The 23,440-nt window shown below is 67.2% G+C and carries 31 protein-coding genes; 2 read left to right on the plus strand and 29 right to left on the minus strand.

Translation table 11 applies throughout. The annotated features are described in order from the left end of the window. Positions 1–142: 142 nt before the first annotated feature. The 24 genes from map to rpsJ all read right to left on the minus strand — a co-directional run bounded on the left by map (position 143) and on the right by rpsJ (position 13,281). Positions 143–979, minus strand: coding sequence for a type I methionyl aminopeptidase (gene map / locus ACFYZQ_RS22135; protein ID WP_389150261.1), 837 nt, complete (start codon positions 977–979; stop codon positions 143–145). A 121-nt stretch (positions 980–1,100) separates the two neighbouring features. Then, complete coding sequence (locus ACFYZQ_RS22140; protein WP_389150264.1) at positions 1,101–1,763, minus strand: adenylate kinase; 663 nt, start codon at positions 1,761–1,763, stop codon at positions 1,101–1,103. Next, the gene (gene secY / locus ACFYZQ_RS22145) at positions 1,763–3,076 is read right to left on the minus strand and encodes a preprotein translocase subunit SecY (RefSeq protein WP_389150267.1); all 1,314 of its coding nucleotides are present in this window, start codon (positions 3,074–3,076) and stop codon (positions 1,763–1,765) included. The genes ACFYZQ_RS22140 and secY overlap by 1 nt, the downstream gene beginning before the upstream one ends. Before the next feature lie 231 nt (positions 3,077–3,307). Beyond that, the gene (rplO, locus tag ACFYZQ_RS22150; RefSeq protein WP_030745257.1) at positions 3,308–3,763 is read right to left on the minus strand and encodes a 50S ribosomal protein L15; all 456 of its coding nucleotides are present in this window, start codon (positions 3,761–3,763) and stop codon (positions 3,308–3,310) included. A 2-nt stretch (positions 3,764–3,765) separates the two neighbouring features. Continuing rightward, positions 3,766–3,948 (minus strand): 50S ribosomal protein L30, encoded by a 183-nt coding sequence (rpmD, locus tag ACFYZQ_RS22155; RefSeq protein WP_003974250.1) that lies wholly within the window; start codon positions 3,946–3,948, stop codon positions 3,766–3,768. Between the two features lie 2 nt (positions 3,949–3,950). Continuing rightward, positions 3,951–4,556 carry a 30S ribosomal protein S5 gene (rpsE, locus tag ACFYZQ_RS22160; RefSeq protein WP_009190144.1) on the minus strand — a complete coding sequence of 202 codons (606 nt, stop codon included), beginning with the start codon at positions 4,554–4,556 and terminating at the stop codon, positions 3,951–3,953. Between the two features lie 36 nt (positions 4,557–4,592). Then, positions 4,593–4,976 (minus strand): 50S ribosomal protein L18, encoded by a 384-nt coding sequence (gene rplR, locus ACFYZQ_RS22165; RefSeq protein WP_030174556.1) that lies wholly within the window; start codon positions 4,974–4,976, stop codon positions 4,593–4,595. A gap of 3 nt (positions 4,977–4,979) precedes the next feature. Continuing rightward, positions 4,980–5,519 (minus strand): 50S ribosomal protein L6, encoded by a 540-nt coding sequence (gene rplF, locus ACFYZQ_RS22170; RefSeq protein ID WP_389150270.1) that lies wholly within the window; start codon positions 5,517–5,519, stop codon positions 4,980–4,982. 24 nt (positions 5,520–5,543) lie between these two features. Continuing rightward, positions 5,544–5,942 carry a 30S ribosomal protein S8 gene (gene rpsH, locus ACFYZQ_RS22175; RefSeq protein WP_007494756.1) on the minus strand — a complete coding sequence of 133 codons (399 nt, stop codon included), beginning with the start codon at positions 5,940–5,942 and terminating at the stop codon, positions 5,544–5,546. A gap of 213 nt (positions 5,943–6,155) precedes the next feature. Next, entirely contained in the window at positions 6,156–6,341 is a 186-nt protein-coding gene (locus tag ACFYZQ_RS22180) for a type Z 30S ribosomal protein S14 (protein ID WP_003948630.1), read from the minus strand. 5 nt (positions 6,342–6,346) lie between these two features. Further along, the gene (gene rplE / locus ACFYZQ_RS22185; protein ID WP_015658460.1) at positions 6,347–6,904 is read right to left on the minus strand and encodes a 50S ribosomal protein L5; all 558 of its coding nucleotides are present in this window, start codon (positions 6,902–6,904) and stop codon (positions 6,347–6,349) included. After that, positions 6,904–7,227 carry a 50S ribosomal protein L24 gene (gene rplX, locus ACFYZQ_RS22190; RefSeq protein ID WP_003992365.1) on the minus strand — a complete coding sequence of 108 codons (324 nt, stop codon included), beginning with the start codon at positions 7,225–7,227 and terminating at the stop codon, positions 6,904–6,906. Before rplX ends, rplE begins: the two co-directional genes overlap by 1 nt. 2 nt (positions 7,228–7,229) lie before the next feature. Beyond that, positions 7,230–7,598 carry a 50S ribosomal protein L14 gene (rplN, locus tag ACFYZQ_RS22195; RefSeq protein ID WP_003998823.1) on the minus strand — a complete coding sequence of 123 codons (369 nt, stop codon included), beginning with the start codon at positions 7,596–7,598 and terminating at the stop codon, positions 7,230–7,232. Between the two features lie 313 nt (positions 7,599–7,911). Beyond that, positions 7,912–8,196, minus strand: coding sequence for a 30S ribosomal protein S17 (gene rpsQ / locus ACFYZQ_RS22200; protein ID WP_018543912.1), 285 nt, complete (start codon positions 8,194–8,196; stop codon positions 7,912–7,914). Further along, positions 8,196–8,420 carry a 50S ribosomal protein L29 gene (gene rpmC / locus ACFYZQ_RS22205; protein ID WP_007494763.1) on the minus strand — a complete coding sequence of 75 codons (225 nt, stop codon included), beginning with the start codon at positions 8,418–8,420 and terminating at the stop codon, positions 8,196–8,198. Before rpmC ends, rpsQ begins: the two co-directional genes overlap by 1 nt. Further along, positions 8,420–8,839, minus strand: a complete 420-nt coding sequence (rplP, locus tag ACFYZQ_RS22210; RefSeq protein WP_132857211.1) for a 50S ribosomal protein L16 — start codon at positions 8,837–8,839, stop codon at positions 8,420–8,422. Before rplP ends, rpmC begins: the two co-directional genes overlap by 1 nt. A 5-nt stretch (positions 8,840–8,844) precedes the next feature. Continuing rightward, complete coding sequence (gene rpsC / locus ACFYZQ_RS22215; RefSeq protein WP_094215512.1) at positions 8,845–9,669, minus strand: 30S ribosomal protein S3; 825 nt, start codon at positions 9,667–9,669, stop codon at positions 8,845–8,847. Beyond that, positions 9,669–10,016 carry a 50S ribosomal protein L22 gene (gene rplV / locus ACFYZQ_RS22220; RefSeq protein WP_019329637.1) on the minus strand — a complete coding sequence of 116 codons (348 nt, stop codon included), beginning with the start codon at positions 10,014–10,016 and terminating at the stop codon, positions 9,669–9,671. The genes rpsC and rplV overlap by 1 nt, the downstream gene beginning before the upstream one ends. Positions 10,017–10,059: 43 nt before the next feature. Then, complete coding sequence (gene rpsS, locus ACFYZQ_RS22225) at positions 10,060–10,341, minus strand: 30S ribosomal protein S19 (RefSeq protein WP_009190133.1); 282 nt, start codon at positions 10,339–10,341, stop codon at positions 10,060–10,062. A 12-nt stretch (positions 10,342–10,353) separates the two neighbouring features. After that, on the minus strand, positions 10,354–11,190 hold the full coding sequence (gene rplB, locus ACFYZQ_RS22230; protein WP_388798514.1) for a 50S ribosomal protein L2: 837 nt from the start codon (positions 11,188–11,190) through the stop codon (positions 10,354–10,356). Between the two features lie 40 nt (positions 11,191–11,230). Further along, on the minus strand, positions 11,231–11,650 hold the full coding sequence (gene rplW, locus ACFYZQ_RS22235; RefSeq protein WP_145886671.1) for a 50S ribosomal protein L23: 420 nt from the start codon (positions 11,648–11,650) through the stop codon (positions 11,231–11,233). Continuing rightward, complete coding sequence (gene rplD / locus ACFYZQ_RS22240) at positions 11,650–12,303, minus strand: 50S ribosomal protein L4 (RefSeq protein ID WP_389150273.1); 654 nt, start codon at positions 12,301–12,303, stop codon at positions 11,650–11,652. The genes rplW and rplD overlap by 1 nt, the downstream gene beginning before the upstream one ends. An 8-nt stretch (positions 12,304–12,311) precedes the next feature. Further along, positions 12,312–12,956: a 50S ribosomal protein L3 gene (rplC, locus tag ACFYZQ_RS22245; protein ID WP_005481233.1), complete on the minus strand. Its 645-nt coding sequence runs from the start codon at positions 12,954–12,956 to the stop codon at positions 12,312–12,314. A gap of 16 nt (positions 12,957–12,972) precedes the next feature. Next, the gene (gene rpsJ, locus ACFYZQ_RS22250) at positions 12,973–13,281 is read right to left on the minus strand and encodes a 30S ribosomal protein S10 (protein ID WP_003948644.1); all 309 of its coding nucleotides are present in this window, start codon (positions 13,279–13,281) and stop codon (positions 12,973–12,975) included. Positions 13,282–13,828: 547 nt separating this feature from the next. On the opposite strand from rpsJ, the gene ACFYZQ_RS22255 reads away from it, so the two are divergent. Beyond that, positions 13,829–14,422 carry a hypothetical protein gene (locus ACFYZQ_RS22255; RefSeq protein WP_389150276.1) on the plus strand — a complete coding sequence of 198 codons (594 nt, stop codon included), beginning with the start codon at positions 13,829–13,831 and terminating at the stop codon, positions 14,420–14,422. 7 nt (positions 14,423–14,429) lie between these two features. Here the strand turns inward: ACFYZQ_RS22255 and ACFYZQ_RS22260 are convergent, their stop codons facing one another. From ACFYZQ_RS22260 to rpsL, 5 genes are all read right to left on the minus strand, one after another. Next, positions 14,430–17,465, minus strand: coding sequence for a glycosyl hydrolase 115 family protein (locus tag ACFYZQ_RS22260; protein WP_389150279.1), 3,036 nt, complete (start codon positions 17,463–17,465; stop codon positions 14,430–14,432). A gap of 223 nt (positions 17,466–17,688) precedes the next feature. Beyond that, complete coding sequence (gene tuf, locus ACFYZQ_RS22265) at positions 17,689–18,882, minus strand: elongation factor Tu (protein WP_389150280.1); 1,194 nt, start codon at positions 18,880–18,882, stop codon at positions 17,689–17,691. A gap of 156 nt (positions 18,883–19,038) precedes the next feature. Further along, entirely contained in the window at positions 19,039–21,165 is a 2,127-nt protein-coding gene (fusA, locus tag ACFYZQ_RS22270; protein WP_389150283.1) for an elongation factor G, read from the minus strand. A gap of 39 nt (positions 21,166–21,204) precedes the next feature. Further along, positions 21,205–21,675 carry a 30S ribosomal protein S7 gene (gene rpsG, locus ACFYZQ_RS22275; RefSeq protein ID WP_003992340.1) on the minus strand — a complete coding sequence of 157 codons (471 nt, stop codon included), beginning with the start codon at positions 21,673–21,675 and terminating at the stop codon, positions 21,205–21,207. Between the two features lie 2 nt (positions 21,676–21,677). Next, positions 21,678–22,049 (minus strand): 30S ribosomal protein S12, encoded by a 372-nt coding sequence (gene rpsL / locus ACFYZQ_RS22280; protein WP_003948652.1) that lies wholly within the window; start codon positions 22,047–22,049, stop codon positions 21,678–21,680. Positions 22,050–22,427: 378 nt separating this feature from the next. On the opposite strand from rpsL, the gene ACFYZQ_RS22285 reads away from it, so the two are divergent. After that, on the plus strand, positions 22,428–23,198 hold the full coding sequence (locus ACFYZQ_RS22285; RefSeq protein WP_389150286.1) for a Crp/Fnr family transcriptional regulator: 771 nt from the start codon (positions 22,428–22,430) through the stop codon (positions 23,196–23,198). The last annotated feature ends 242 nt before the right edge of the window (positions 23,199–23,440 follow it).

Raw genomic sequence — 23,440 nt, forward strand, 5'->3', positions numbered from 1 at the left:
AGTCAGTCTACGTCAGCGCACCCGGAAACACGAATCGGGAGAGCCTGCCCGGCGCTCAAGATCGGTATGCACGGGATGTACCGGCGATCTCGGTCTCGCCCTGGGCCGACGTTAAGGCGAGAGGGTCGGGGGCCGGCCCTCGTCAGGCCAGGGGGTCCGGTGCCGTCGTGACGCCGTACTCGGCCAGCTTGGCCTTTCCTCCGTCCGGGGCGGTCAGGACCAGGGGGCCCTCCTCGGTGAGGGCCACCGAGTGCTCCCAGTGGGAGGACCACGTGCCGTCGGTGGTGATGACCGTCCAGTCGTCGGAGAGGACCTCGGTCTTCGGGGTGCCCAGGGACACCATGGGCTCGATGGCCAGGCAGAAGCCGGGGACCAGCTTGGGTCCCTTACCGCGGCGGCGGTCGACGTAGTTCAGCAGGTGCGGGTCCATGTGCATCTCGGTGCCGATGCCGTGGCCGCCGTAGTCCTCGATGATCCCGTACCGGCCGCCGCCGGGCTTGGGCTGGCGGCGGATGTACGTCTCGATCGCCCGCGAGACGTCGACGAGCCGGTTGCCCTGCTTCATCGCGGCGATGCCGGCCCACATGGATTCCTCGGTCACCCGGGACAGCTCGATCAGCTCCGGGGAGTGCCCCGAGCCGACGAACGCCGTGTACGCCGCGTCACCGTGCCAGCCGTCGACGATCGCGCCGCAGTCGATGGAGATGACGTCGCCGTCCTTGAGGACGACGTCGTCGGACGGGATGCCGTGCACGACGACCTCGTTCACGGAGGTGCAGATCGTCGCGGGGAAGCCGCCGTACCCCAAGAAGTTCGGCTTGGCGTTGTGCTCGGCCAGGACCTTGCGCGCGACCTGGTCCAGATCCTTGGTGGTCGCGCCGGGGACCGCGGCCTCCCGGGTGGCCGCGTGGATCGCGGCGACGACCAGCCCCGCCGCACGCATCTTGGCGATCTGCTCCGGGGTCTTGATCTGCACCATGGGGGCGAGGGCCTTTCTGGACCGGGAAGAACGGACGCTTCCAAAGATACGGGGGCGCGCACCCGCCCCACAGCGCAGCCGCGGCCCCCGGAAGGAACCGCGGCTGCAACGGACGTGAGAACTACTTGCTGGCGTCCTCGCGCTTCAGCGCGTCCAGCGCACGCTTCGTGACCTCGTCCACCGGCCCCAGGGACGAGATCGTCACGACCAGGCCCTGCGCCTTGTAGTAGTCGATGATCGGCTCGGTCTGCGTGTGGTAGACCTCCAGCCGCTTGCGGACGGTCTCCTCGGAGTCGTCGTCGCGCTGGTAGAGCTCGCCGCCGCAGACGTCGCAGACGCCCTGCTGCTTCGCCGGGCTGTACGTCACGTGGAAGACGTGGGAGGAGTCCTTGCGGCAGATCCGCCGGCCGGCGATCCGCTTCACGACCTCTTCCTCCGGCACCTCGAGGTCGAGTACCGCGTCGAGCTGGATGCCCTCGCCCTCGAGCAGCTCGTCCAGCGCCTCGGCCTGGGAGACGTTGCGCGGGAAACCGTCCAGCAGGAAGCCGCCCTCGGCGTCCGGCTGCTCCATGCGGTCCTTGGCCATGGCGATGGTGACCTCGTCCGGGACGAGGTTGCCGGCGTCCATGTAGGACTTCGCGAGTTTCCCGAGCTCCGTCTTCTGGCTGATGTTGGCGCGGAACAGGTCACCCGTGGAGATGTGCGGGATGCGCAGCTTCTCGGCAAGGCGCACTGCCTGCGTTCCCTTACCGGCACCCGGCGGCCCGACGAGGACGATTCGCATCAGCGGAGGAACCCTTCGTAATTGCGCTGCTGGAGCTGGCTCTCGATCTGCTTCACCGTCTCGAGACCGACACCCACGATGATGAGGATGCTCGTCCCGCCGAACGGGAAGTTCTGGCTTGCGTTGAAGCCGACCAACGCCATTGTCGGTACGAGAGCGATCAGACCCAGATACAGCGAACCCGGCCAGGTGATCCGGTTGAGCACGTAGCTGAGGTACTCAGCGGTCGGTCGGCCAGCCCGGATGCCCGGGATGAAGCCACCATACTTCTTCATGTTGTCCGCGACTTCCTCGGGGTTGAAGGAGATCGCCACGTAGAAGAACGCGAAGAAAACGATGAGCAAGAAGTACGAAACGATGTAAATCGGATGGTCGCCCTTGGTCAGGTTGTTCTCGATCCAGGTCTTCCAGCCCGAAGTGCTCCCGGAGAACTGCGCCACCAGCGCCGGAATGTAGAGCAGCGACGAAGCGAAGATGACCGGGATCACACCCGCCTGGTTCACCTTCAGCGGGATGTAGGTGGACGTACCGCCGTAGGACCGGCGTCCGATCATGCGCTTGGCGTACTGCACCGGGATGCGGCGCTGGGCCTGCTCGACGAACACCACCAGGCCGACCATGACCAGACCCACGAGGATCACGGTGCCGAACTCGATCCAGCCGTCGGCCAGGGTGCCCTGCTTCTTGATGGCCCACAGCGCGGACGGGAAGGTCGCGGCGATCGAGATGAACATCAGGATCGACATGCCGTTGCCGATGCCGCGGTCGGTGATCAGCTCGCCCAGCCACATGACGACACAGGTGCCGGCGGTCATGCAGACCACCATGGTGATGGTGGTGAAGATCGCCTGGTCGGGAACGATCTGGCTGGCGGCCGAGCAGTTGCCGAACAGGGCGCCGCTGCGGGCGGTGGCCACCAGGCCGGTGCCCTGGAGGATGGCGAGCGCCACGGTCAGGTAGCGGGTGTACTGCGTGATCTTCGTGGTACCCGCCTGGCCCTCCTTCTTCAGGGCCTCCAGGCGCGGGATGACCACGGTCAGCAGCTGCAGGATGATGCTCGCCGTGATGTACGGCATGATCCCGAGCGCGAAGATCGTGATCTGCAGCAGCGCACCGCCGCTGAACATGTTGACCAGACCGAACAGGCCCTGGTTGCCGGACGCCTCGGTCACGCACGTCTGGACGGCCTGGTAGTTGACACCGGGGATCGGGATGTGGGTACCGACCCGGTACACCACGATGATGCCCAGCGTGAAGAGCAGCTTCTTGCGCAGGTCGGGCGTCCTGAACGCCCGGGCGAACGCGGTGAGCACGGTGCCTCCTGCGACCCCCGCGCAACTGCGTCAAGGGTGAGTCTGAGGTTCGACAAATACGTAACGGTCAACTGCCGCTCAGAGTGCCCTATGTGAGCACCCCGTGAAAGTGGGCAGTGCAGGCCACCTTACCGGCGAGACCGCCCCCTCTGGAACGACCAACCGGGGATACCCCATTTTGTGGGGTATCCCCGGTCGGGATCGCTCACGTCATCGAGGCGCCTGATCGGGTCAGACGAGCTCGGTGACCGTACCGCCGGCGGCGGTGATCTTCTCCTTGGCGGAGCCGGAGACGGCGTCGACCGTCACCTGCAGCGCCACGGAGACCTCGCCCTGGCCCAGGACCTTGACGAGGCTGTTCTTGCGAACGGCACCCTTGGCCACCAGACCCTCGACGGTGACCTCGCCACCCTCGGGGTAGAGCGCGGCCAGCTTGTCGAGGTTCACGACCTGGTACTCGGTCTTGAACGGGTTCTTGAAGCCCTTCAGCTTCGGGAGGCGCATGTGGAGCGGCATCTGGCCACCCTCGAAGCGCTCCGGAACCTGGTAGCGGGCCTTGGTGCCCTTGGTACCACGACCGGCCGTCTTACCCTTCGACGCCTCACCACGACCGACACGGGTCTTGGCGGTCTTGGCGCCCGGGGCGGGACGGAGGTTGTGGATCTTGAGCGGGTTCTGCTCCGCCATGATCAGTCGACCTCCTCGACCGTCACGAGGTGGCGGACGGTGTGCACCATGCCGCGGAACTCGGGGCGGTCCTCCTTGACGACCTGCGTGTTGATCCCCTTGAGACCAAGGGAGCGCAGGGTGTCACGGTGGTTCTGCTTGCTGCCGATGTAGGACTTGACCTGCGTGATCTTGAGCTGCGCCATGATTACGCACCCGCCCCGGCACGCGCACGCAGCAGGGCCGCGGGGGCGACGTCCTCGAGCGGCAGACCACGGCGGGCCGCGATCTCCTCGGGACGCTGCAGGCCCTTCAGGGCCTCCACGGTCGCGTGCACGATGTTGATCGCGTTGTCGGAGCCGAGCGACTTCGACAGCACGTCGTGGATACCGGCGCACTCGAGCACGGCACGCACCGGACCACCGGCGATAACACCGGTACCGGGGGACGCGGGCTTGAGCAGGACGACGCCGGCAGCCTTCTCACCCTGGATGGGGTGCGGGATGGTGCCCTGGATCCGGGGGACCTTGAAGAAGTGCTTCTTGGCCTCCTCAACACCCTTGGCGATGGCGGCCGGCACCTCCTTGGCCTTGCCGTATCCGACACCCACGGTGCCGTCACCGTCGCCCACCACGACCAGCGCGGTGAAGCTGAAGCGACGACCACCCTTCACAACCTTGGCGACGCGGTTGATCGCGACGACGCGCTCAACGTACGCGGTCTTCTCGGCGGCAGCAGCGCCGCCGTCACGGCCCTTCCGGTCCCGCCGCTCGCCGCCACCGGCACCGCCACCGCGGCGCTGGGGTCCAGCCATTGGATTACCTCTCTCTTTCCGCTAGCTACAAGCGGCTCAGAACTTGAGCCCGGCTTCGCGGGCGGCGTCCGCCAGAGCGGCGATGCGCCCGGCGTACTGGTTACCACCACGGTCGAACACGACGGCCTCGACACCGGCGGCCTTGGCACGCTCGGCGACCAGGGCGCCGACCTGCTTGGCCTGCGCGGACTTGTCGCCCTCGCCACCGCGGATCGAGGTGTCCAGGGTGGACGCCGACGCCAGGGTGTGGCCCTTGAGGTCGTCGATCACCTGCGCCACGATGTGACGGTTGGAGCGGGTCACGACCAGACGGGGACGCTCCGCGGTACCCGCGATCCGCTTGCGGATCCGGATGTGACGGCGCTTGATCGCGGCGCGCTTGTAGGCGTCGCCCTTGAGGATCTTCTGCCCGTATGCCATGGCTTACTTACCCGCCTTTCCGACCTTGCGGCGGATGACTTCGCCCTCGTACTTGACGCCCTTGGCCTTGTACGGGTCGGGCCTGCGCAGCTTGCGGATGTTGGCCGCAACCTCGCCGACCTTCTGCTTGTCGATGCCCTCGACCGAGAAGCGAGTGGGGGCCTCCACCTTGAAGGTGATGCCCTCGGGCGCCTCGACCAGAATCGGGTGGCTGTAACCGAGAGCGAACTCGAGGTTCGAACCCTTGGCGGTCACGCGGTAACCGACACCGCTGATCTCGAGCTTCTTCACGTAACCCTGGGTCACGCCGGTGATCATGTTCGCCACCAGCGTGCGGGACAGGCCGTGGAGGGCCTTGTTCTGACGCTCGTCGTTGGGGCGGGTGACGTTGAGAACGCCGTCCTCACCCTTGGCGATGTCGATCGGCGCGACGATGGTGTGGGTCAGCGTGCCCTTGGGGCCCTTGACCGAGACCGTACGGCCGTCGATGGTGACGTCCACGCCGGCGGGAACCGTGATGGGGAGCTTGCCAATACGCGACATAGCTGTTTCCTCCGTTCCCTTCCGCTACCAGACGTAGGCGAGGACTTCCCCACCCACGCCCTTCTTGCCGGCCTGCTTGTCGGTGAGGAGCCCGTGCGACGTGGAGATGATCGCCACGCCGAGGCCGCCGAGCACCTTCGGCAGGTTGGTGGACTTCGCGTACACCCGGAGACCGGGCTTGGAGATCCGCTTGATGCCCGCGATGGAGCGCTCACGGTTCGGGCCGAACTTCAGCTCGAGAACGAGGTTCTTGCCGACCTCGGCGTCCTCGATCTTCCAGCCCGTGATGAAGCCCTCCTGCTGGAGGATCTCCGCGATGTGCGACTTGATCTTCGATGCCGGCATCGTCACGGAGTCGTGGTATGCCGAGTTCGCGTTCCGCAGACGCGTAAGCATGTCTGCGATCGGATCAGTCATGGTCATGAATTGGCCTTCGGCCTCTCTCGCCGGGGTTTCCTGGTGCGCCATCCCTCTCCCCGATCCGAGACGGGACGGGTGCGGCGCGGTGGACCTACGGCGTAGTAAGTCGTATGGGCGGCGACAGACGCCCAACCCCACAAGCCTAAGGCATGCGAGGTGGGCGTCTTACCGCCCTGTCTGCTTACCGAGAGCCTTGGGAATCCCGAACTACCGGGACTACCAGGAGCTCTTGGTCACGCCCGGCAGCTCGCCACGGTGAGCCATCTCACGAAGGCACACGCGGCACAGGCCGAACTTGCGGTACACGGAGTGCGGACGGCCGCAGCGCTGGCAGCGGGTGTAGCCACGCACACCGAACTTGGGCTTGCGAGCAGCCTTGGCAATCAGAGCCTTCTTCGCCATCTCGCTCACGCCTCCTTGAACGGGAAGCCGAGGTGACGAAGGAGCGCGCGGCCCTCAGCGTCGTTGGTCGCCGTGGTGACCACGGTGATGTCCATGCCCCGGGTACGGTCGATCTTGTCCTGGTCGATCTCGTGGAACATGACCTGCTCCGTGAGACCGAAGGTGTAGTTGCCACGGCCGTCGAACTGCTTGGGGGACAGGCCGCGGAAGTCGCGGATGCGCGGCAGCGCGAGCGACAGGGTGCGGTCCAGGAACTCCCACATGCGGTCGCCACGGAGCGTGACGTGGGCACCGATCGGCTGGCCCTCACGCAGCTTGAACTGCGCGATGGACTTGCGGGCCTTGGTGACGGCCGGCTTCTGACCGGTGATGGTGGTCAGGTCGCGGATCGCGCCCTCGATCAGCTTCGAGTCACGGGCGGCGTCGCCGACACCCATGTTGACCACGATCTTGACGAGGCCGGGAACCTGCATGACGTTCTCGTACTTGAACTCGTCACGCAGCTTGCCCGCGATCTCCTCGCGGTACTTCGTCTTCAGACGCGGAGTGGTGGTGGTAGCCATCAGATGTCCTCACCCGTCCGCTTGGCAACGCGGATCTTGTTGCCTTCGTCGTCGAAGCGGTAACCGACACGCGTGACGACCTTGTTGCCGTCCTTCTCCACGACGAGCTGAACGTTGCTCACGTGGATCGGGGCCTCGGTGGTCACGATGCCGCCGGCCTGCGAACCGCGAGCGGTCGGACCGGCCTTGGTGTGCTTCTTGACCCGGTTGACACCCTCGACCAGGACACGGTCCTCGCGGGGGAAGGCCGCGATGACCTTGCCCTGCTTGCCCTTGTCCTTACCGGTGATGACCTGGACCAGGTCGCCCTTCTTGATCTTCATGCTTACAGCACCTCCGGAGCCAGCGAGATGATCTTCATGAACTTCTTCTCGCGCAGCTCACGGCCGACCGGGCCGAAGATGCGGGTGCCGCGAGGGTCACCGTCGTTCTTCAGAATGACGGCGGCGTTCTCGTCGAAGCGGATGTACGAGCCGTCCGGACGACGGCGCTCCTTGACGGTGCGAACGATGACCGCCTTGACGACGTCACCCTTCTTCACGTTGCCACCGGGGATCGCGTCCTTGACGGTGGCGACGATGACGTCACCGATGCCCGCGTAGCGGCGACCGGAGCCACCGAGCACACGGATGCAAAGGATCTCCTTCGCACCAGTGTTGTCGGCGACACGCAGTCGCGACTCCTGCTGGATCACGTCTATCTCCTGATCGTCTGCCGGTTCCCTCCGGGGTTGAGCCGGAGAGCCTGGCGGAACTGTCCTGCCGGGATACCCCCGCAGGAATTACTTGCCGGCCCGGCCGAGCCGCGAAGCGGCTCTCGCGACGAGCGCGAGTGCCTCACGCATCTCGGCCGGGGTTCCCGGCGGCGGCTCCGTAAGTCGTCTCACGGAGCGCGCCGGGCGGCGGTCTTTGCTCGGTCTGGCGGAAACCTCGCCGGGAGCGCCCGGCCGGGCCGGGGCCCGGGGGCTTCATCCCCCGGCGGGGGCAGCGGGGCGGAGCCCCGCTTGATTACTTCGCCTTCTCGAGGATCTCGACGACGCGCCAGCGCTTCGTCGCGGACAGCGGCCGGGTCTCCATGAGGAGGACGCGGTCGCCGACACCCGCGGCGTTCTGCTCGTCGTGGGCCTTGAGCTTGTTCGTACGACGGATGACCTTGCCGTACAGCGCGTGCTTGACGCGGTCCTCGACGGCGACGACGACAGTCTTGTCCATCTTGTCGCTGACGACGAGACCCTCACGGGTCTTGCGGAAGCCGCGCGCCTCTGCGTTCTCAGTCACGTTCTTCTCGCTCATCAGGCGTTCTCCACCGTTTCGATGCCCAGCTCACGCTCGCGCATCAGGGTGTAGATCCGCGCGATGTCCTTGCGGACCGCCTTGAGACGGCCGTGGTTCTCGAGCTGACCGGTCGCCGCCTGGAAGCGGAGGTTGAACAGCTCTTCCTTGGCCTCGCGGAGCTTCGCCAGAAGCTCCTCGTTGCCCAGCTCGCGCAGCTCGGACGCCTTGGTACCGGCCGACATCACGCTTCACCTGCCTCGCGCTTGACGATCCGGCACTTCATCGGCAGCTTGTGGGCCGCACGAAGGAGCGCCTCACGGGCGATCTTCTCGTTCGGGTAGGACAGCTCGAACATCACCCGACCCGGGTGAACGTTCGCGATCCACCATTCCGGCGAACCCTTACCGGAACCCATGCGGGTCTCGGCGGGCTTCTTGGTCAGCGGACGGTCCGGGTAGATGTTGATCCAGACCTTGCCGCCACGCTTGATGTGGCGGGTCATCGCGATACGGGCCGCCTCGATCTGGCGGTTGGTCACGTACGCCGGCGTGAGGGCCTGGATGCCGTACTCGCCGAACGCAACCGTCGTACCGCCCTTGGCCTGACCACGGCGCTTCGGGTGGTGCTGCTTGCGGTGCTTGACCCTACGGGGGATCAGCATTTCGGTCAGGCCTCCGTTCCGGTGCTCTCAGCCGGAGCGGACGCGGGAGCCTCGGCCTTGGGGGCCTCGGCGCCGGCAGCCTGCTGCGGCTTGCGACCGCGCCGCTCGCCACCGCGGCCACCACGGGCCGGGCGGTCGGCACCGCCACCGCGAGCCGGGCGGTTACCCGCACGGGCGGCAGCGTTCTCGGCGCGGACCTCGGCGATGTTCTTGACGTCGCCCTTGTAGATCCAGACCTTCACACCGATGCGGCCGAAGGTCGTCTTGGCCTCGAAGAAGCCGTAGTCCACGTTCGCGCGGAGCGTGTGCAGGGGCACGCGGCCCTCGCGGTAGAACTCCGAGCGGGACATCTCGGCGCCACCGAGGCGGCCACCGCACTGGATCTTGATGCCCTTGGCGCCGGCCTTCATCGCCGACTGCATGCTCTTACGCATGGCGCGGCGGAAGGAGACGCGGGAGGAGAGCTGCTCGGCAACGGCCTGGGCCACGAGCTGAGCGTCGGTCTCGGGGTTCTTGACCTCGAGGATGTTCAGCTGGACCTGCTTGCCCGTGAGCTTCTCGAGGTCGCCGCGGATGCGGTCGGCCTCGGCGCCACGGCGGCCGATGACGATGCCCGGACGCGCGGTGTGGATGTCCACGCGGACGCGGTCACGGGTGCGCTCGATCTCGACCTTGGAGATGCCGGCGCGCTCCATGCCGGACGTCATCATCCGACGGATGGCGACGTCTTCCTTGACGTAGTCCTTGTACAGCTTGTCGGCGTACCACCGGGACTTGAAGTCCGTGGTGACACCGAGCCGGAACCCATGCGGGTTAACCTTCTGGCCCATTACCGGGTTCCTTCCTTGCTGCTGACGACCACGGTGATGTGGCTGGTCCGCTTGCGGATCCGGTAGGCACGGCCCTGGGCGCGCGGCCGGAACCGCTTCAGGGTCGGGCCCTCGTCGACGTACGCCTCGGAGATGTAGAGGCTGTCGGCGTCGGTGTGGTCGTAGTTGTGCGCGGCGTTGGCGATGGCGCTGTCGAGCACCTTGCCGACCGGCACGGAGGCTGCCTGCGGAGCGAATCGCAGAACAGCCTGGGCCTCCGTGGCGTCCATGCCACGGATGAGGTCCACCACGCGGCGGGCCTTCATGGGCGTGACGCGGATGTACCGCGCCTGGGCCCTGGCTTCCATGGTTGTCCCTTCAGTTACTTACGTGTCTGAATGCGATCCGCTGCTAGCGGCGCTTCGACTTCCGGTCTTCCTTGACGTGGCCCCGGAAGGTGCGGGTCGGCGAGAACTCGCCGAGCTTGTGGCCGACCATCGACTCGGTGACGAACACCGGGATGTGGGTCTTGCCGTTGTGCACCGCGATCGTGTGGCCGAGCATGGCCGGGACGATCATCGAGCGACGGGACCAGGTCTTGATGACGTTCTTGGTACCGGCTTCGTTCTGGACGTCCACCTTCTTGATCAGGTGGTCGTCGACGAAGGGTCCCTTCTTCAAGCTACGAGGCATCTCAACCCGTCCTTAGCGCTTCTTGTTCGTCTTGCGGCGGCGGACGATGTACTTGTTCGACGCCTTCTTGGGCGAACGAGTACGGCCTTCCTTCTTGCCCCACGGGGACACAGGGTGGCGACCACCGGAGGTCCGGCCCTCACCACCACCGTGCGGGTGGTCAACCGGGTTCATCACGACGCCACGGACGGTCGGGCGAACGCCCAGCCACCGCTTGCGGCCCGCCTTGCCCCAGTTGATGTTGCTCTGCTCGGCGTTGCCGACCTCGCCGACGGTGGCGCGGCAGCGCTGGTCGACCAGGCGGATCTCGCCGGACGGCATGCGGAGGTGGGCCATCGAGCCCTCCTTCGCGAGCAGCTGCACGGAGGCACCGGCGGAGCGGGCGAACTTGGCACCGCCACCGGGACGGAGCTCGATCGCGTGGATCGTGGTACCGACCGGGATGTTGCGGAGCGCCAGGTTGTTGCCCGGCTTGATGTCGGCCCCGGGACCGTTCTCGACGCGGTCACCCTGCTGCAGGTTGCGCGGGGCGAGGATGTAGCGCTTCTCGCCGTCGGCGTAGTGCAGCAGCGCGATGCGCGCGGTGCGGTTGGGGTCGTACTCGATGTGCGCGACCTTCGCCGGCACGCCGTCCTTGTCGTGACGACGGAAGTCGATCACGCGGTAGGCGCGCTTGTGTCCGCCACCCTGGTGGCGAACGGTCACACGACCGGCGTTGTTACGGCCGCCCTTGCTGTGCAGGGGGCGGACCAGCGACTTCTCCGGCGTGGACCGCGTGACCTCGACGAAGTCGGCGACGCTGGCGCCACGACGGCCCGGCGTAGTCGGCTTGTACTTGCGGATTCCCATTTCTCAGTCCTCGTCCGATATCGGACGATCCGGACCGCCCTTAGGCGGTCGGACCGCCGAAGATGTCGATACGGTCGCCCTCGGCGAGGGTCACGATCGCGCGCTTGCTGCCGGCACGCTGACCGAAGCCGGTCTTCGTGCGCTTGCGCTTGCCCTGGCGGTTGATCGTGTTGACCCCGGTGACCTTGACCGAGAAGACCGCCTGGACGGCCTGCTTGATCTGGGTCTTGTTGGCGTTCGGGTCGACGATGAACGTGTACTTGTTCTCGTCGAGGAGCGCGTAGCTCTTCTCGGAGACGACCGGCTTCAGCAGGACGTCACGGGGGTCCGTGTACGACTTGCTCAGCGGGGTCTCGACGGTGTTCTTGCCCTCGGTGGCGTGGCGACGCGCCTTGGCGACGCGCGCGGCCTTGGCGGCCTTGGCGGCCTTCGAGGCAATGCTCGGGTGACGCGTAGCCATCAGGCCTCGCTCCCTTCGGTGTCAGCGGCCTTGGGGCCAGACACGAAGGACTCGAAAGCGGCCTGGGTGAAGACCACGTCGTCCGAGACGAGAACGTCGTACGTGTTCAGCTGGCCCGGCTCCAGGATGTGGACCTGGGGCAGGTTGCGGGCGGACAGCCACGCGGCCTCGTCGGCGCGGTCGACGACCAGGAGCAGGTTCTTGCGCTCGCTGATCTTGCCGAACAGGCTCTTGGCGGCCTTGGTGCTGGGGGTCCCGCCCTCGACCACGCCGGAGACGACGTGGATGCGGTTGTGACGCGCCCGGTCCGTGAGGGCACCGCGCAGGGCGGCGGCCTTCATCTTCTTCGGGGTGCGCTGCGAGTAGTCACGCGGCACGGGACCGTGCACGACGCCACCACCGGCGAACTGCGGCGCGCGGGTCGAACCCTGGCGGGCGCGACCGGTGCCCTTCTGGCGGTACGGCTTCTTGCCACCGCCGCGGACCTCGCCACGCGTCTTGGTCTTGTGGGTGCCCTGGCGGGCAGCGGCCAGCTGCGCGACGACGACCTGGTGGATCAGCGGAACGCTGACCTTGGCGTCGAAGATCTCCGCGGGGAGCTCGACGGAACCGGCCTTGTCGCCAGCCGGCGAAAGGATGTCAACAGTGCTCATCGGTTACCTCAGGCCCCCTTGGCCGCGGTGCGGACCAGGACGAGGCCGCCGTTCGGACCGGGAACCGCGCCCTTGATGAGCAGCAGACCCTTCTCCGCGTCAACGGCGTGGACGGTCAGGTTCTGGGTGGTGACCCGCTCGTTGCCCATGCGACCCGCCATGCGGAGGCCCTTGAACACGCGGCCCGGGGTGGCGCAGCCACCGATGGAACCGGGCGAGCGGTGCTTGCGCTGGGTGCCGTGTCCGGCGCCGAGGCCCTTGAAGTTGTGACGCTTCATGACACCGGCGAAGCCCTTGCCCTTGCTCTTGCCGGTCACGTCCACCTTGACGCCCGCCTCGAAGACCTCAGCGGAGATCTCCTGGCCCAGCGTGTACTCGGAGGCGTCCGCGGTGCGGATCTCGACGAGGTGACGGCGGGGAGTGACGTCGGCCTTGGCGAAGTGGCCCTTGAGGGGCTTGTTCACCTTGCGCGGGTCGATCTCGCCGAACGCGATCTGGACGGACTCGTAGCCGTCGACGTCGTTCGTGCGGACCTGGGTGACGACGTTGGGGCCGGCCTTGACGACGGTGACCGGAACAACACGGTTGTTCTCGTCCCACACCTGCGTCATGCCGAGCTTCTCGCCCAGGATGCCCTTGATCTGCTTAGCCATTCTCAGATCACCGGCCTCAGAGCTTGATCTCGATGTCGACACCGGCCGGGAGGTCGAGTCGCATCAGAGAGTCAACGGTCTTGGGAGTCGGGTCGAGGATGTCGATCAGGCGCTTGTGCGTGCGCATCTCGAAGTGCTCGCGCGAGTCCTTGTACTTGTGCGGCGACTTGATGACGCAGTACACGTTCTTCTCAGTGGGCAGCGGCACCGGGCCCGCGACCGACGCACCAGTGCGGGTCACCGTCTCGACGATCTTCTTCGCCGAGGAGTCGATGACCTCGTGGTCGTAGGCCTTGAGCCGGATGCGGATCTTCTGTCCCGCCATGGCTACTCAGTAGTCCTGTCTCTCTTACGCTCTGGAACCCGGCGGATTCCGTCTGCTGCCTTCGTTTCTCCGACCCACGCGGTCGGGCGTGTCGCGCTTCCACTGACACAGATGTCCCTTGTTCGAACATCCCTGCGGAATGCACACGGCCCTTCCGGAACCGCAGGCCGGGGGCGGAAGGCCCACCGGGTGCCTGGTCGGTGCCGCGCAACGCTTCCCGGAAGATTCCCGTACGTCCGCCCCAGCGCTGCCGTGTGGCAGTTAAGGCGACGAGTACTGTGGGACTCGCTTCCGGTCCCCCCGGCGGGAGGCGCGCAGCATCAACACTCGACCGAGCAACTCGGACAGTCTGCCATATGAGGCGGGGGCTCCGCCAATCGAGCCGGAGAGAATACCCCGAGGGTGACGTAGGTCAAACCGTGCCGGCAGAGGCCGCCTCCGTCCGGTGGCATGTTCACGTGCATAGGTGGGGGTACTCAGGGGGCCCGTGCGAGATGAGTAGCCCGACGGCTGTGGAGCGCCATGGTCGGCGGCTTGGATCGGTCGCATGCAGACGGATGCTCCGGCGACCTCCACGCGCCCCCTCCCCCACGGCTCCCGCGCCATCACCCTGATCAGCGTCTCCCTGGCCGCGGTCATCGGCTTCGGCGCCTACTCCTGTCAGTCGCTGGCGGGCGGGCCGGTGCGGTCGGACGCCGAGTACCGGGAGCGGGTGGCGCAGACGAAGGAGGCGGGGCAACGGACGGTGCGTGCGCTGACCCCGGCCCCGGAGGAGGCCTCGGAACCTCCAGGAAGGACGCTCGACGAAACCGCTGAGACCGACGGCAGCACGTCCTGCGTGGACGACCTGGGCGTCGACGACGACGGCGTCACCCGAGACGAACCCGTCTACCACTGGGAACTGACCTTCACGGGCACTGACGACTACCGCGCCGCCGTCGGCCATCTCCGACGGCAGTGGAAGCGGCAGGGCCTGACCGTCAAGGACGTACCGGCCCCCGGCAAGGGCGAGCCGGGTGCGGGCCTGCCGGGTGTCACCGCCACCGACGACCAGGGCATCGAGCTCTCCTTCCGCCCGGACTGGTACTCCGGCAAGCCCGTGGTGCGCGCCGACGGGGGCTGCGTGCGTCATGCCCGGTGATCACACGTCACAACCGCCTGCTCTCCAGCGGCCCCAAGTACGTCGGCTCCAGCCCGCCCGTGTCGATGACCAGCCGCTGGAGCACCACCGTCGGGTCCACCATCCAGAACTTCAACCGGTGCGCCCCGGCACGGTCCACCGTGTGTCTCGTGGCCGTGCGGTTCACGTTGTCGGAGGTGTTGCGGGCCCAGACGGCGTTCAGCAGGCCGTCGTCCGCGCCGACGTTGATGTCGACGGTCCGGATGTCCCCGTCGTCCAGGGACACCCCGTACCGCAACCCACCCGTCGGCAGAGCCGGGTTCCGCGGTGACAGGTACGCCCACACCGTCACCTCCCCCGGATCCACCGACAGCAGGCTCACCTCGTACTCCAGCCGCGGCGAAGACCCCCCGGGCACCCTCCGCGCCCCCGTCACCGGCCACGGCGTCATCCCCGCCCCGGTGCGGCCGATGCCCTCCAGGCGCCGCCACTTCCCCACCGCGCGGTCGTAGTGGTCCGCGTCGATCGCCACGTAACCGCCCGCCTCGACGAAGCCGCGCAGGCCCCGTCGCGAAGGGTTGTCCGTCACGCACGCGACCGTCACCGAACTCCCCGCGCCGGTCACCGTCAGCGTGGCCTCCGTCCGGCCGCGCGGAGCCTTCGACCAGTCCACGCTCACCTCGACCCGCACCTGCCGCTCCACCCGTCCCCGCGGCCGGTCCACCACCAGCCACGGAGCCGAGGTCTCCACCCGGTAGTCGAAGGAGGTACGGCCCCGGTTGAAGAGCTCCACGTACTGCCGCGGCCGCGTCTGGTACGGGCTGAACTCCGGCAGCACCGCCCGCCGCCCCGACGCTCCGCCCGGCCACCAGTCCCCCGAGTCCTCCGAGCCGTCCGGCGACACGCCCAGTTCCGCGGCGACCGGCACCTCCACCCGCTTCACCACCGGGAACAACACGTCCGGCAGAGCCACGTTGTCCTTCTCCGGCTGCTGCCACGGCGCGTTCGGGCCGTATCGGTCCACGTCCCCGTAGTCGATGTGCGGCTGGGTCTGGAAGCCCTTCCATTTGCCCCCGGCCACCTGGGAGTTGAAGCGGTCGGCCAGTGCGAGGTCCTTCTCCAGTCCGGCCTCCGCCTCCCCCGCCCTGTCGTTCGCCGCCGCCCTGCCCTGCTTGGCGTAGAGGAGGTTCTTGAACTCGGCCTCCCGCAGCGCGTACAGGTTCGCGGTCGCCGCCACCTCGTAGCCCACCAGCTCGAACCACGCGTCCTGCACCCCGGCCGGCAGCTTGCGTGCGATGCGGTCCGCCTTGCGCGCCAGGCCCTTCCACTCCGCCGTCACCCGCTCCAGCTCCCGGTGGCGGAAGTAGTACGGGGTCTGCTGGTCGTCGTTCGCCGGTTGCCCGGCGTCGTTCAGGGTGATCCGGCGGTTCAGGAGTTCCGGCTTGCGGCGGGCCTGCAGCCGGCCGTACTCCGCCAGTACCGACGCGATCGCCTCCGCCTCGCCCCCGCCGAAGTTCTGGCGGGCGTACCCGCGCTCCCATTCGCCCAGCCGGTCCAGGTCCCAGCGGTCCGGGTTCCAGGCGTAGGTGAGGAAGAACTCGGTCGGCAGCTCGTTGCCCTTCAGGTCGCCGACGTTCGCCACCCACAGGCCGTGGTTGCCGTAGGCGTGCGCCTGGTGGAGCTGGTCCCAGGTGTTGCGCAGGTTCGCCGTGTCGACCCACTTGTAGTTCCGGCCCGCGCCGACGTAGTCGAAGTGGTAGTACAGGCCGTAGCCCCCGGTCCTCGTCCCCTCCGCCGGGTCCGGGTGCTTGCGGATGTTGCCCCAGTTGTCGTCGGTGAGGACCACCGTGACGTCGTCCGGGGCGCGCAGGCCCCGGTCCCAGTACCGCTGCACCTCCTTGTACAGCGTCCACACCTGCGGAGTCTCGGCAGCGGGTCGGCCCGTCACCTCCTCGATGATCTGCCGCTGCGTCGCGATGATCTCCTGCATCAGTTCGATGCCGTCGCCGTCGGGGAGGCTGGTGTCGCCGTTGCCGCGCATTCCCAGGGTCACGACGCCCTCGAAGCCCTGGTCCACCATGCGCTGGATGCCGGCCCGCCAGTACTTCCTGATCGCCTCGGCGTTGCGGCGGTACGACCACTCCCCTGTGCCCCCGTAGGGGTCCTTGCCGCCGCTCGCATGGCGGTTCCACTCCTCGATGCCGCGCATCATCGGCGCCTCGTGAGACGTGCCCATGACAACGCCGTACTCCGAGGCCCGCCGGTGGTTCTCCGGGTCGTCCTCGGCGAAGGCCCGTCCCCACACCGCCGGCCACAGGTAGTTCCCCTTCAGGCGCAGCAGCACCTCGAACACCTTCGCGTAGAAGTCCGCGTTGAAGCCGCCCGGGTAGCCCGGCGCCTTCCCGGGGCCGAAGTACGCCGGCGCCCAGGTGCCGAGGGCCGGGTTCTCGTCGTTGACGAAGAAGCCGCGGTACTTCACCGCCGGAGTGCCCTGCGTGTACCGGCCGGGCAGCACCCAGACCCCGCTCCGGCGCACCGGGGGCACGTCGTCCCACCAGTGCCACGGGGAGACACCGATGCCGTACGAGACGTCGTACGCGCCGTAGATCGTGCCGCGGGGGTCGCTGCCCGCGATGACAAGGGCGCGCTCCACGCCCGGCATCGGGTGGTCCACGACCGTCTGCAGCGAGGTCTCCCACTTGCCGCGCACCCCCGTGACGTCCAGCTTGCCGGACTTCACCAGGCCGTCGATCAGCGGGCTGCGGCCGATGGTGCCCAGCAGTACCGGGTGGCGTCCGATCGTGGAGCCGGGCCGTACGCCCGTCACCCGCTCGAGGTCGTCCCGCAGGTCCCCCGCCACCCGTACGACCCCGGGGTGGTCCTCGGCGCTGACCACGACGGGCGCGCCGACCAGCGAGAACGCCCCGCCGGTGAACGAGACGTACGCGCCCGGGTCCGTCACCCGCAGGCTTCCGCTTTCCTCTCCGGCCCACGCGACCCCCGAGGCCAGCACCGGCACCGAGGCCAGTCCCGCACCGACCACGGCCCTGCGACTGACAGGCATACCTCACCCCTCTACCCGAATTTGGTCAGCGGCATGACAAATGCTGGGGCGTGTGACGCGGGGGGACAACGGGTCGTGCGCGGCGAATAGTTTCGAAGTCCGGGAATCCGCGGGGAAAGCAAGTCCCGGGAAACCGCCGGGGAAAGCGAAGAGGCCCGTACGACCGAAGTCGTACGGGCCCCTTCAGAGCTACCAGGCAGATACCCGCCGGGTCAGTTCAAGATCACTTGTTGATCTTGGTGACCTGGCCGGCGCCCACGGTCCGGCCACCCTCACGGATGGCGAACTTCAGGCCCTCTTCCATGGCGACGGGCTGGATGAGCTCCACCTTCATCTCGGTGTTGTCACCCGGCATGACCATCTCGGTGCCCTCGGGGAGGGTCACGACGCCGGTCACGTCCGTCGTACGGAAGTAGAACTGCGGACGGTAGTTGTTGAAGAACGGCGTGTGGCGGCCACCCTCGTCCTTGGAGAGGATGTAGGCCTGCGCCTCGAACTCGGTGTGCGGGGTGACCGAGCCCGGCTTGATGATGACCTGGCCGCGCTCGACGTCCTCGCGCTTGATGCCGCGGAGCAGCAGACCGACGTTCTCACCGGCCTGGCCCTCGTCGAGCAGCTTGCGGAACATCTCGATGCCGGTGACCGTGGTGGAGGTCTTCTCCTGCTTGATACCGATGATGTCCACGGTCTCGTTGACCTTGAGGACACCACGCTCGATACGGCCGGTGACGACCGTACCGCGACCGGTGATCGTGAAGACGTCCTCGATCGGCATCAGGAACGGCTTGTCGACGTCACGCTCGGGCTCCGGGATGGAGGTGTCGACGGCGTTCATCAGCTCGAGGACCGACTCGGTCCACTTCGCGTCGCCCTCGAGCGCCTTCAGCGCGGAGACACGGACGACCGGCAGGTCGTCGCCCGGGAACTCGTACTCGGAGAGGAGCTCACGAACCTCGAGCTCGACGAGCTCCATGATCTCCTCGTCGTCCACCATGTCGGCCTTGTTCAGGGCGACGACGATGTACGGAACGCCGACCTGGCGGGCCAGGAGCACGTGCTCCTTGGTCTGCGGCATCGGGCCGTCGGTGGCGGCGACCACGAGGATGGCGCCGTCCATCTGCGCCGCACCCGTGATCATGTTCTTGATGTAGTCCGCGTGACCCGGGCAGTCGACGTGGGCGTAGTGACGCGCCTCGGTCTGGTACTCGACGTGCGCGATGGAGATGGTGATACCGCGCTGGCGCTCCTCAGGAGCCTTGTCGATGTTGTCGAACGGGGTGGCCTCGTTCAGCTCCGGGTACGCGTCGTGCAGCACCTTGGTAATGGCGGCCGTGAGGGTCGTCTTACCGTGGTCGATGTGACCGATGGTGCCGATGTTGACGTGCGGCTTAGTCCGCTCGAACTTCGCCTTCGCCACTGGGGTCCTCCTGTGGAGTGGTTCTGTACGCCTTACTTCATCGGCGCCAGGTGATCTTTGCTGGATGTCCCGGAACCCGGGGCATTCACCCGGCGATTGCCGCTGAATGCCCCTTGAGGCTCCGGAGTCAAGCCTACGGCGTGTAAACGGAGAGTGTTACTCGCCCTTGGCCTTCGCGATGATCTCCTCGGCGACGTTCCGCGGAACCTCGGCGTAGGAGTCGAACTGCATCGAGTAGCTTGCGCGACCCGACGTCTTGCTGCGGAGGTCGCCGACGTAGCCGAACATCTCCGACAGGGGCACGAGGCCCTTCACGACGCGGGCACCAGCCCGCTCCTCCATGGCCTGGATCTGGCCACGGCGGGAGTTGATGTCGCCGATGACCTCGCCCATGTAGTCCTCGGGCGTGGTGACCTCGACGGCCATCATCGGCTCGAGCAGCACGGGGCTGGCCTTGCGCGCGGCCTCCTTGAAGGCCTGCGAACCGGCGATCTTGAAGGCGAGCTCGGAGGAGTCGACCTCGTGGTAGGCGCCGTCGTGGAGGATGACGCGCACGCCGGTCATCTCGTAACCGGCGAGGATGCCGAACTGCATGGCCTCCTGCGCACCGGCGTCGACCGAAGGGATGTACTCCTTCGGGATGCGACCACCGGTCACCTTGTTCACGAACTCGTACGAGACGTCGCCGCCCTCGAGGGGCTCGATGCCGATCTGCACCTTGGCGAACTGACCCGTACCACCGGTCTGCTTCTTGTGCGTGTAGTCGACGCGCTCGACGGCCTTGCGGATCGTCTCGCGGTAGGCCACCTGCGGCTTGCCGACGTTCGCCTCGACCTTGAACTCGCGCTTCATGCGGTCGACGAGCACCTCGAGGTGCAGCTCGCCCATACCGCCGATGACGGTCTGGCCGGTCTCCTCGTTGGTGTGCACCTGGAAGGAGGGGTCCTCCTCCGCGAGACGCTGGATGGCGACACCCAGCTTCTCCTGGTCACCCTTGGACTTGGGCTCGATCGCGACCTCGATGACCGGCGCCGGGAAGTCCATGGACTCCAGGATCACCGGGTTCTTCTCGTCGCACAGCGTCTCACCGGTCGTGGTCTGCTTCAGACCCATGACGGCGATGATGTCGCCGGCGCCCACCGCGTCGATCTCCTCACGCTTGTTCGCGTGCATGCGGTAGATCTTGCCGATGCGCTCCTTCTTGCCCTTGACGGAGTTCAGCACCGAGGTGCCGGACTCCAGGCGGCCCGAGTAGACCCGGACGAAGGTGAGCTTGCCGAGGTGCGGGTCGCTCATGATCTTGAACGCCAGCGCGGAGAGGGGCTCCTCGTCGGACGGCTTGCGCTTGACGACCGTCTCCGGGTCCTTGACGTCGTGGCCCTCGATGGCCTCGATGTCGACCGGGGAAGGCAGGTAGCGCACGACCGCGTCGAGCAGGGGCTGAACGCCCTTGTTCTTGAACGCGGTGCCGCAGAACACCGGGGTCACGGTGGTGCCGGTGCCCTTGCCGGACGCGATGGTGATACGACGGATCGCGGCGTACAGCTGCTCCACGGAAGGCTCCTGGCCCTCCAGGTACAGCTCCATGAGCTCTTCGTCGTTCTCGGCCACGGCCTCGAGCAGCTTGCCGCGGTACTCCTCGGCAGCCTCGGCGTGCGTGTCCGGGATGTCGACGGTGTCGTACATCTCGCCCTTGGTGGCCTCGGCGGACCAGACCAGGGCCTTCATCGTCACGAGGTCGATGACGCCCTTGAAGTCGGCCTCGGCACCGATCGGGAGCTGCATCACGATCGGCTGCGCGCCCAGGCGGTCGCTGATCATGTCGACGCAGCGGTGGAACTCGGCGCCGGTGCGGTCGAGCTTGTTGACGAAGCAGATACGCGGAACGCCGTAGCGGTCCGCCTGACGCCACACCGTCTCGGACTGCGGCTCAACACCGGCGACGCCGTCGAACACCGTCACGGCACCGTCGAGCACGCGCAGGGAACGCTCCACCTCGACGGTGAAGTCGACGTGGCCCGGCGTGTCGATGATGTTGATGGTGTGGTCGACGTCTTCCAGCGGCCAGTGACAGGTGGTGGCAGCAGAGGTGATCGTGATGCCACGCTCCTGCTCCTGCTCCATCCAGTCCATGGTGGCAGCGCCGTCGTGGACCTCACCGATCTTGTAAGACACACCGGTGTAGAACAGGATCCGCTCGGTGGTGGTCGTCTTGCCCGCGTCGATGTGGGCCATGATCCCGATGTTGCGGACCTTGGCCAGGTCAAGTGAAGTGGTAGCCATAAGGCTTCAGTCTTCTCTCGGTCTCGATGTGGGTAGCGACTACCAGCGGTAGTGCGCGAAGGCCTTGTTGGACTCGGCCATCTTGTGCGTGTCCTCGCGCTTCTTCACAGCGGCACCGAGGCCGTTGGAGGCGTCGAGAAGCTCGTTGAGCAGACGCTCGGTCATGGTCTTCTCGCGACGGGCGCGGGAGTAACCGACCAGCCAGCGCAGCGCGAGCGTGTTGGCACGACCGGGCTTGACCTCGATCGGAACCTGGTACGTCGCACCACCGACACGGCGGGACTTGACCTCGAGGGTCGGCTTGATGTTCTCCAGTGCGCGCTTCAGCGTGATGATCGGGTCGTTGCCCGTCTTCTCACGCAGCCCCTCCATGGCGCCGTAGACGATGCGCTCGGCGGTGGAGCGCTTGCCGTTCAGCAGCACCTTGTTGATCAGGGAGGTCACCAGAGGAGAACCGTAGACCGGGTCGATGATGACCGGGCGCTTCGGGGCGGGGCCCTTACGAGGCATTCTTACTTCTCCTTCTTGGCGCCGTAACGGCTGCGAGCCTGCTTGCGGTTCTTGACACCCTGGGTGTCGAGCGAGCCGCGGATGATCTTGTAGCGAACACCCGGCAGGTCCTTCACACGGCCGCCGCGCACGAGCACGATGGAGTGCTCCTGCAGGTTGTGTCCCTCACCCGGAATGTAAGCGGTGACCTCGATCCCGCTGGTCAGACGCACACGCGCGACCTTACGCAGGGCCGAGTTCGGCTTCTTCGGGGTGGTCGTGAACACACGCGTGCAGACGCCGCGACGCTGAGGGGAACCCTCGAGTGCGGGCGTCTTGTTCTTCTCGACCTTGTCCTGCCGGCCCTTGCGGACCAGCTGCTGGATCGTAGGCACTACTTCTCCGGTTTCTGTGTGCCGAATGGTGAAGCTAACCTGGAACGTCGCCGACCCACGCGGTCGGGTGTGTCGAATCCGGCAGACTCTCACCGCCAGGTGAGGAAGGCGCAGATTACGGTGGCCGGTCACGGCTCACTATGCGGTTTGAAGGCACGCACGAGAGCCAGGGCACACCCCAGGCACAAGGTCTGAGCGTACCTAGCTCACGGACTTCGGTCAAAACGAATGGAGCGCGCCGCTACACGCCGGACTTGTCCCGGTTCTCCTTCCCTGCTACGTGACGCTTACGCGTGAATCCTGCCCGTTCCGCTCTCCTACGGCCCGCCGCTTCAGTACGTTGAGCGGTCGCTGTATCGGCTTGGGGGACGAGGTTCGATGACGGGGGACATACCGCACGCGCCACCACGGCAGACGACAGCCGGGACACCGGGCCGGCCGCACGGCGACGCGGCCGGGGACGACGGTCTCGACGACCGGGTGCCGTTCCTGGCCCGGCTGGAGAAGACCGACCGGGCCGCGCTGCTCGCGCTCGGGCACGAGATGGAGTTCGCGCCCCGGGGCGTGCTGTTGCATCAGAGCGAACCGTCCTCGCACGTGCTGTTCGTCGTCCAGGGCTGGACGAAGGTCACGGCGGCGGCCGCCAACGGCTACGAGGCCCTGCTCGCGCTGCGCGGTCCCGGCGACATCATCGGAGAGTCGGCAGCGCTGACCGGCCGGACCCGCTCGGCCACCGTGACCGCGCTGGAGGAGGTACGGACGGTGGCCGTCCAGCGCGAGCGTTTCACGGACTTCCTGGCCCGCTCCCCCGCCGTCTCCTTCGCCCTGCTCGGCCTCGCCTCGGACCGCACCCGTGCCGCCGACCGGCGCCGCCTGGAGTTCGCCTCCATGACCGTCAAGGAGCGCTTCGCGACTCTCCTGCTCGACCTCACCCGCACCCACGGCCGCCGCACCGACGACGGCATCGAACTCTCCGTACCCCTGAGCAAACAGGAACTCGCCGGTTCGGTGGGCGCCTCGCGCGAGGCGGTCCAGCGGCTGCTGAAGGAACTGCGCGAGCGGGGCGTGGTCCTCACCGGACGCCGGGCGATGGTGATCGTACGGCCGGACGTCCTGCGCCGGATCGCCCGTGCGGAGGGCGCGGAGTGAGGGGCGGCGCGGACGAGAAGGCTTTCGCCGCGGCCCAAGTGCCTTACGGCCGGGGCGGGACGGGAGCCGGCGCGGACGGTCGCCCTCCGTGGCCGCCGGGAGGCCCTCCGCCCGGGGCGACGTCGTGTGCGAACGCCCCAGCCGCTTCCGTGCACCCAGCCGCTTCTGTGCACACGGTCACAGTCCGAGTGGGTCATCCGTCCTCACGTCCCTCTCGCCCCCGGCGCCACCCTTCTGACACG

Source organism: Streptomyces sp. NPDC001843 (genome assembly GCF_042891955.1).
Classification (GTDB): Bacteria; Actinomycetota; Actinomycetes; order Streptomycetales; family Streptomycetaceae; genus Streptomyces.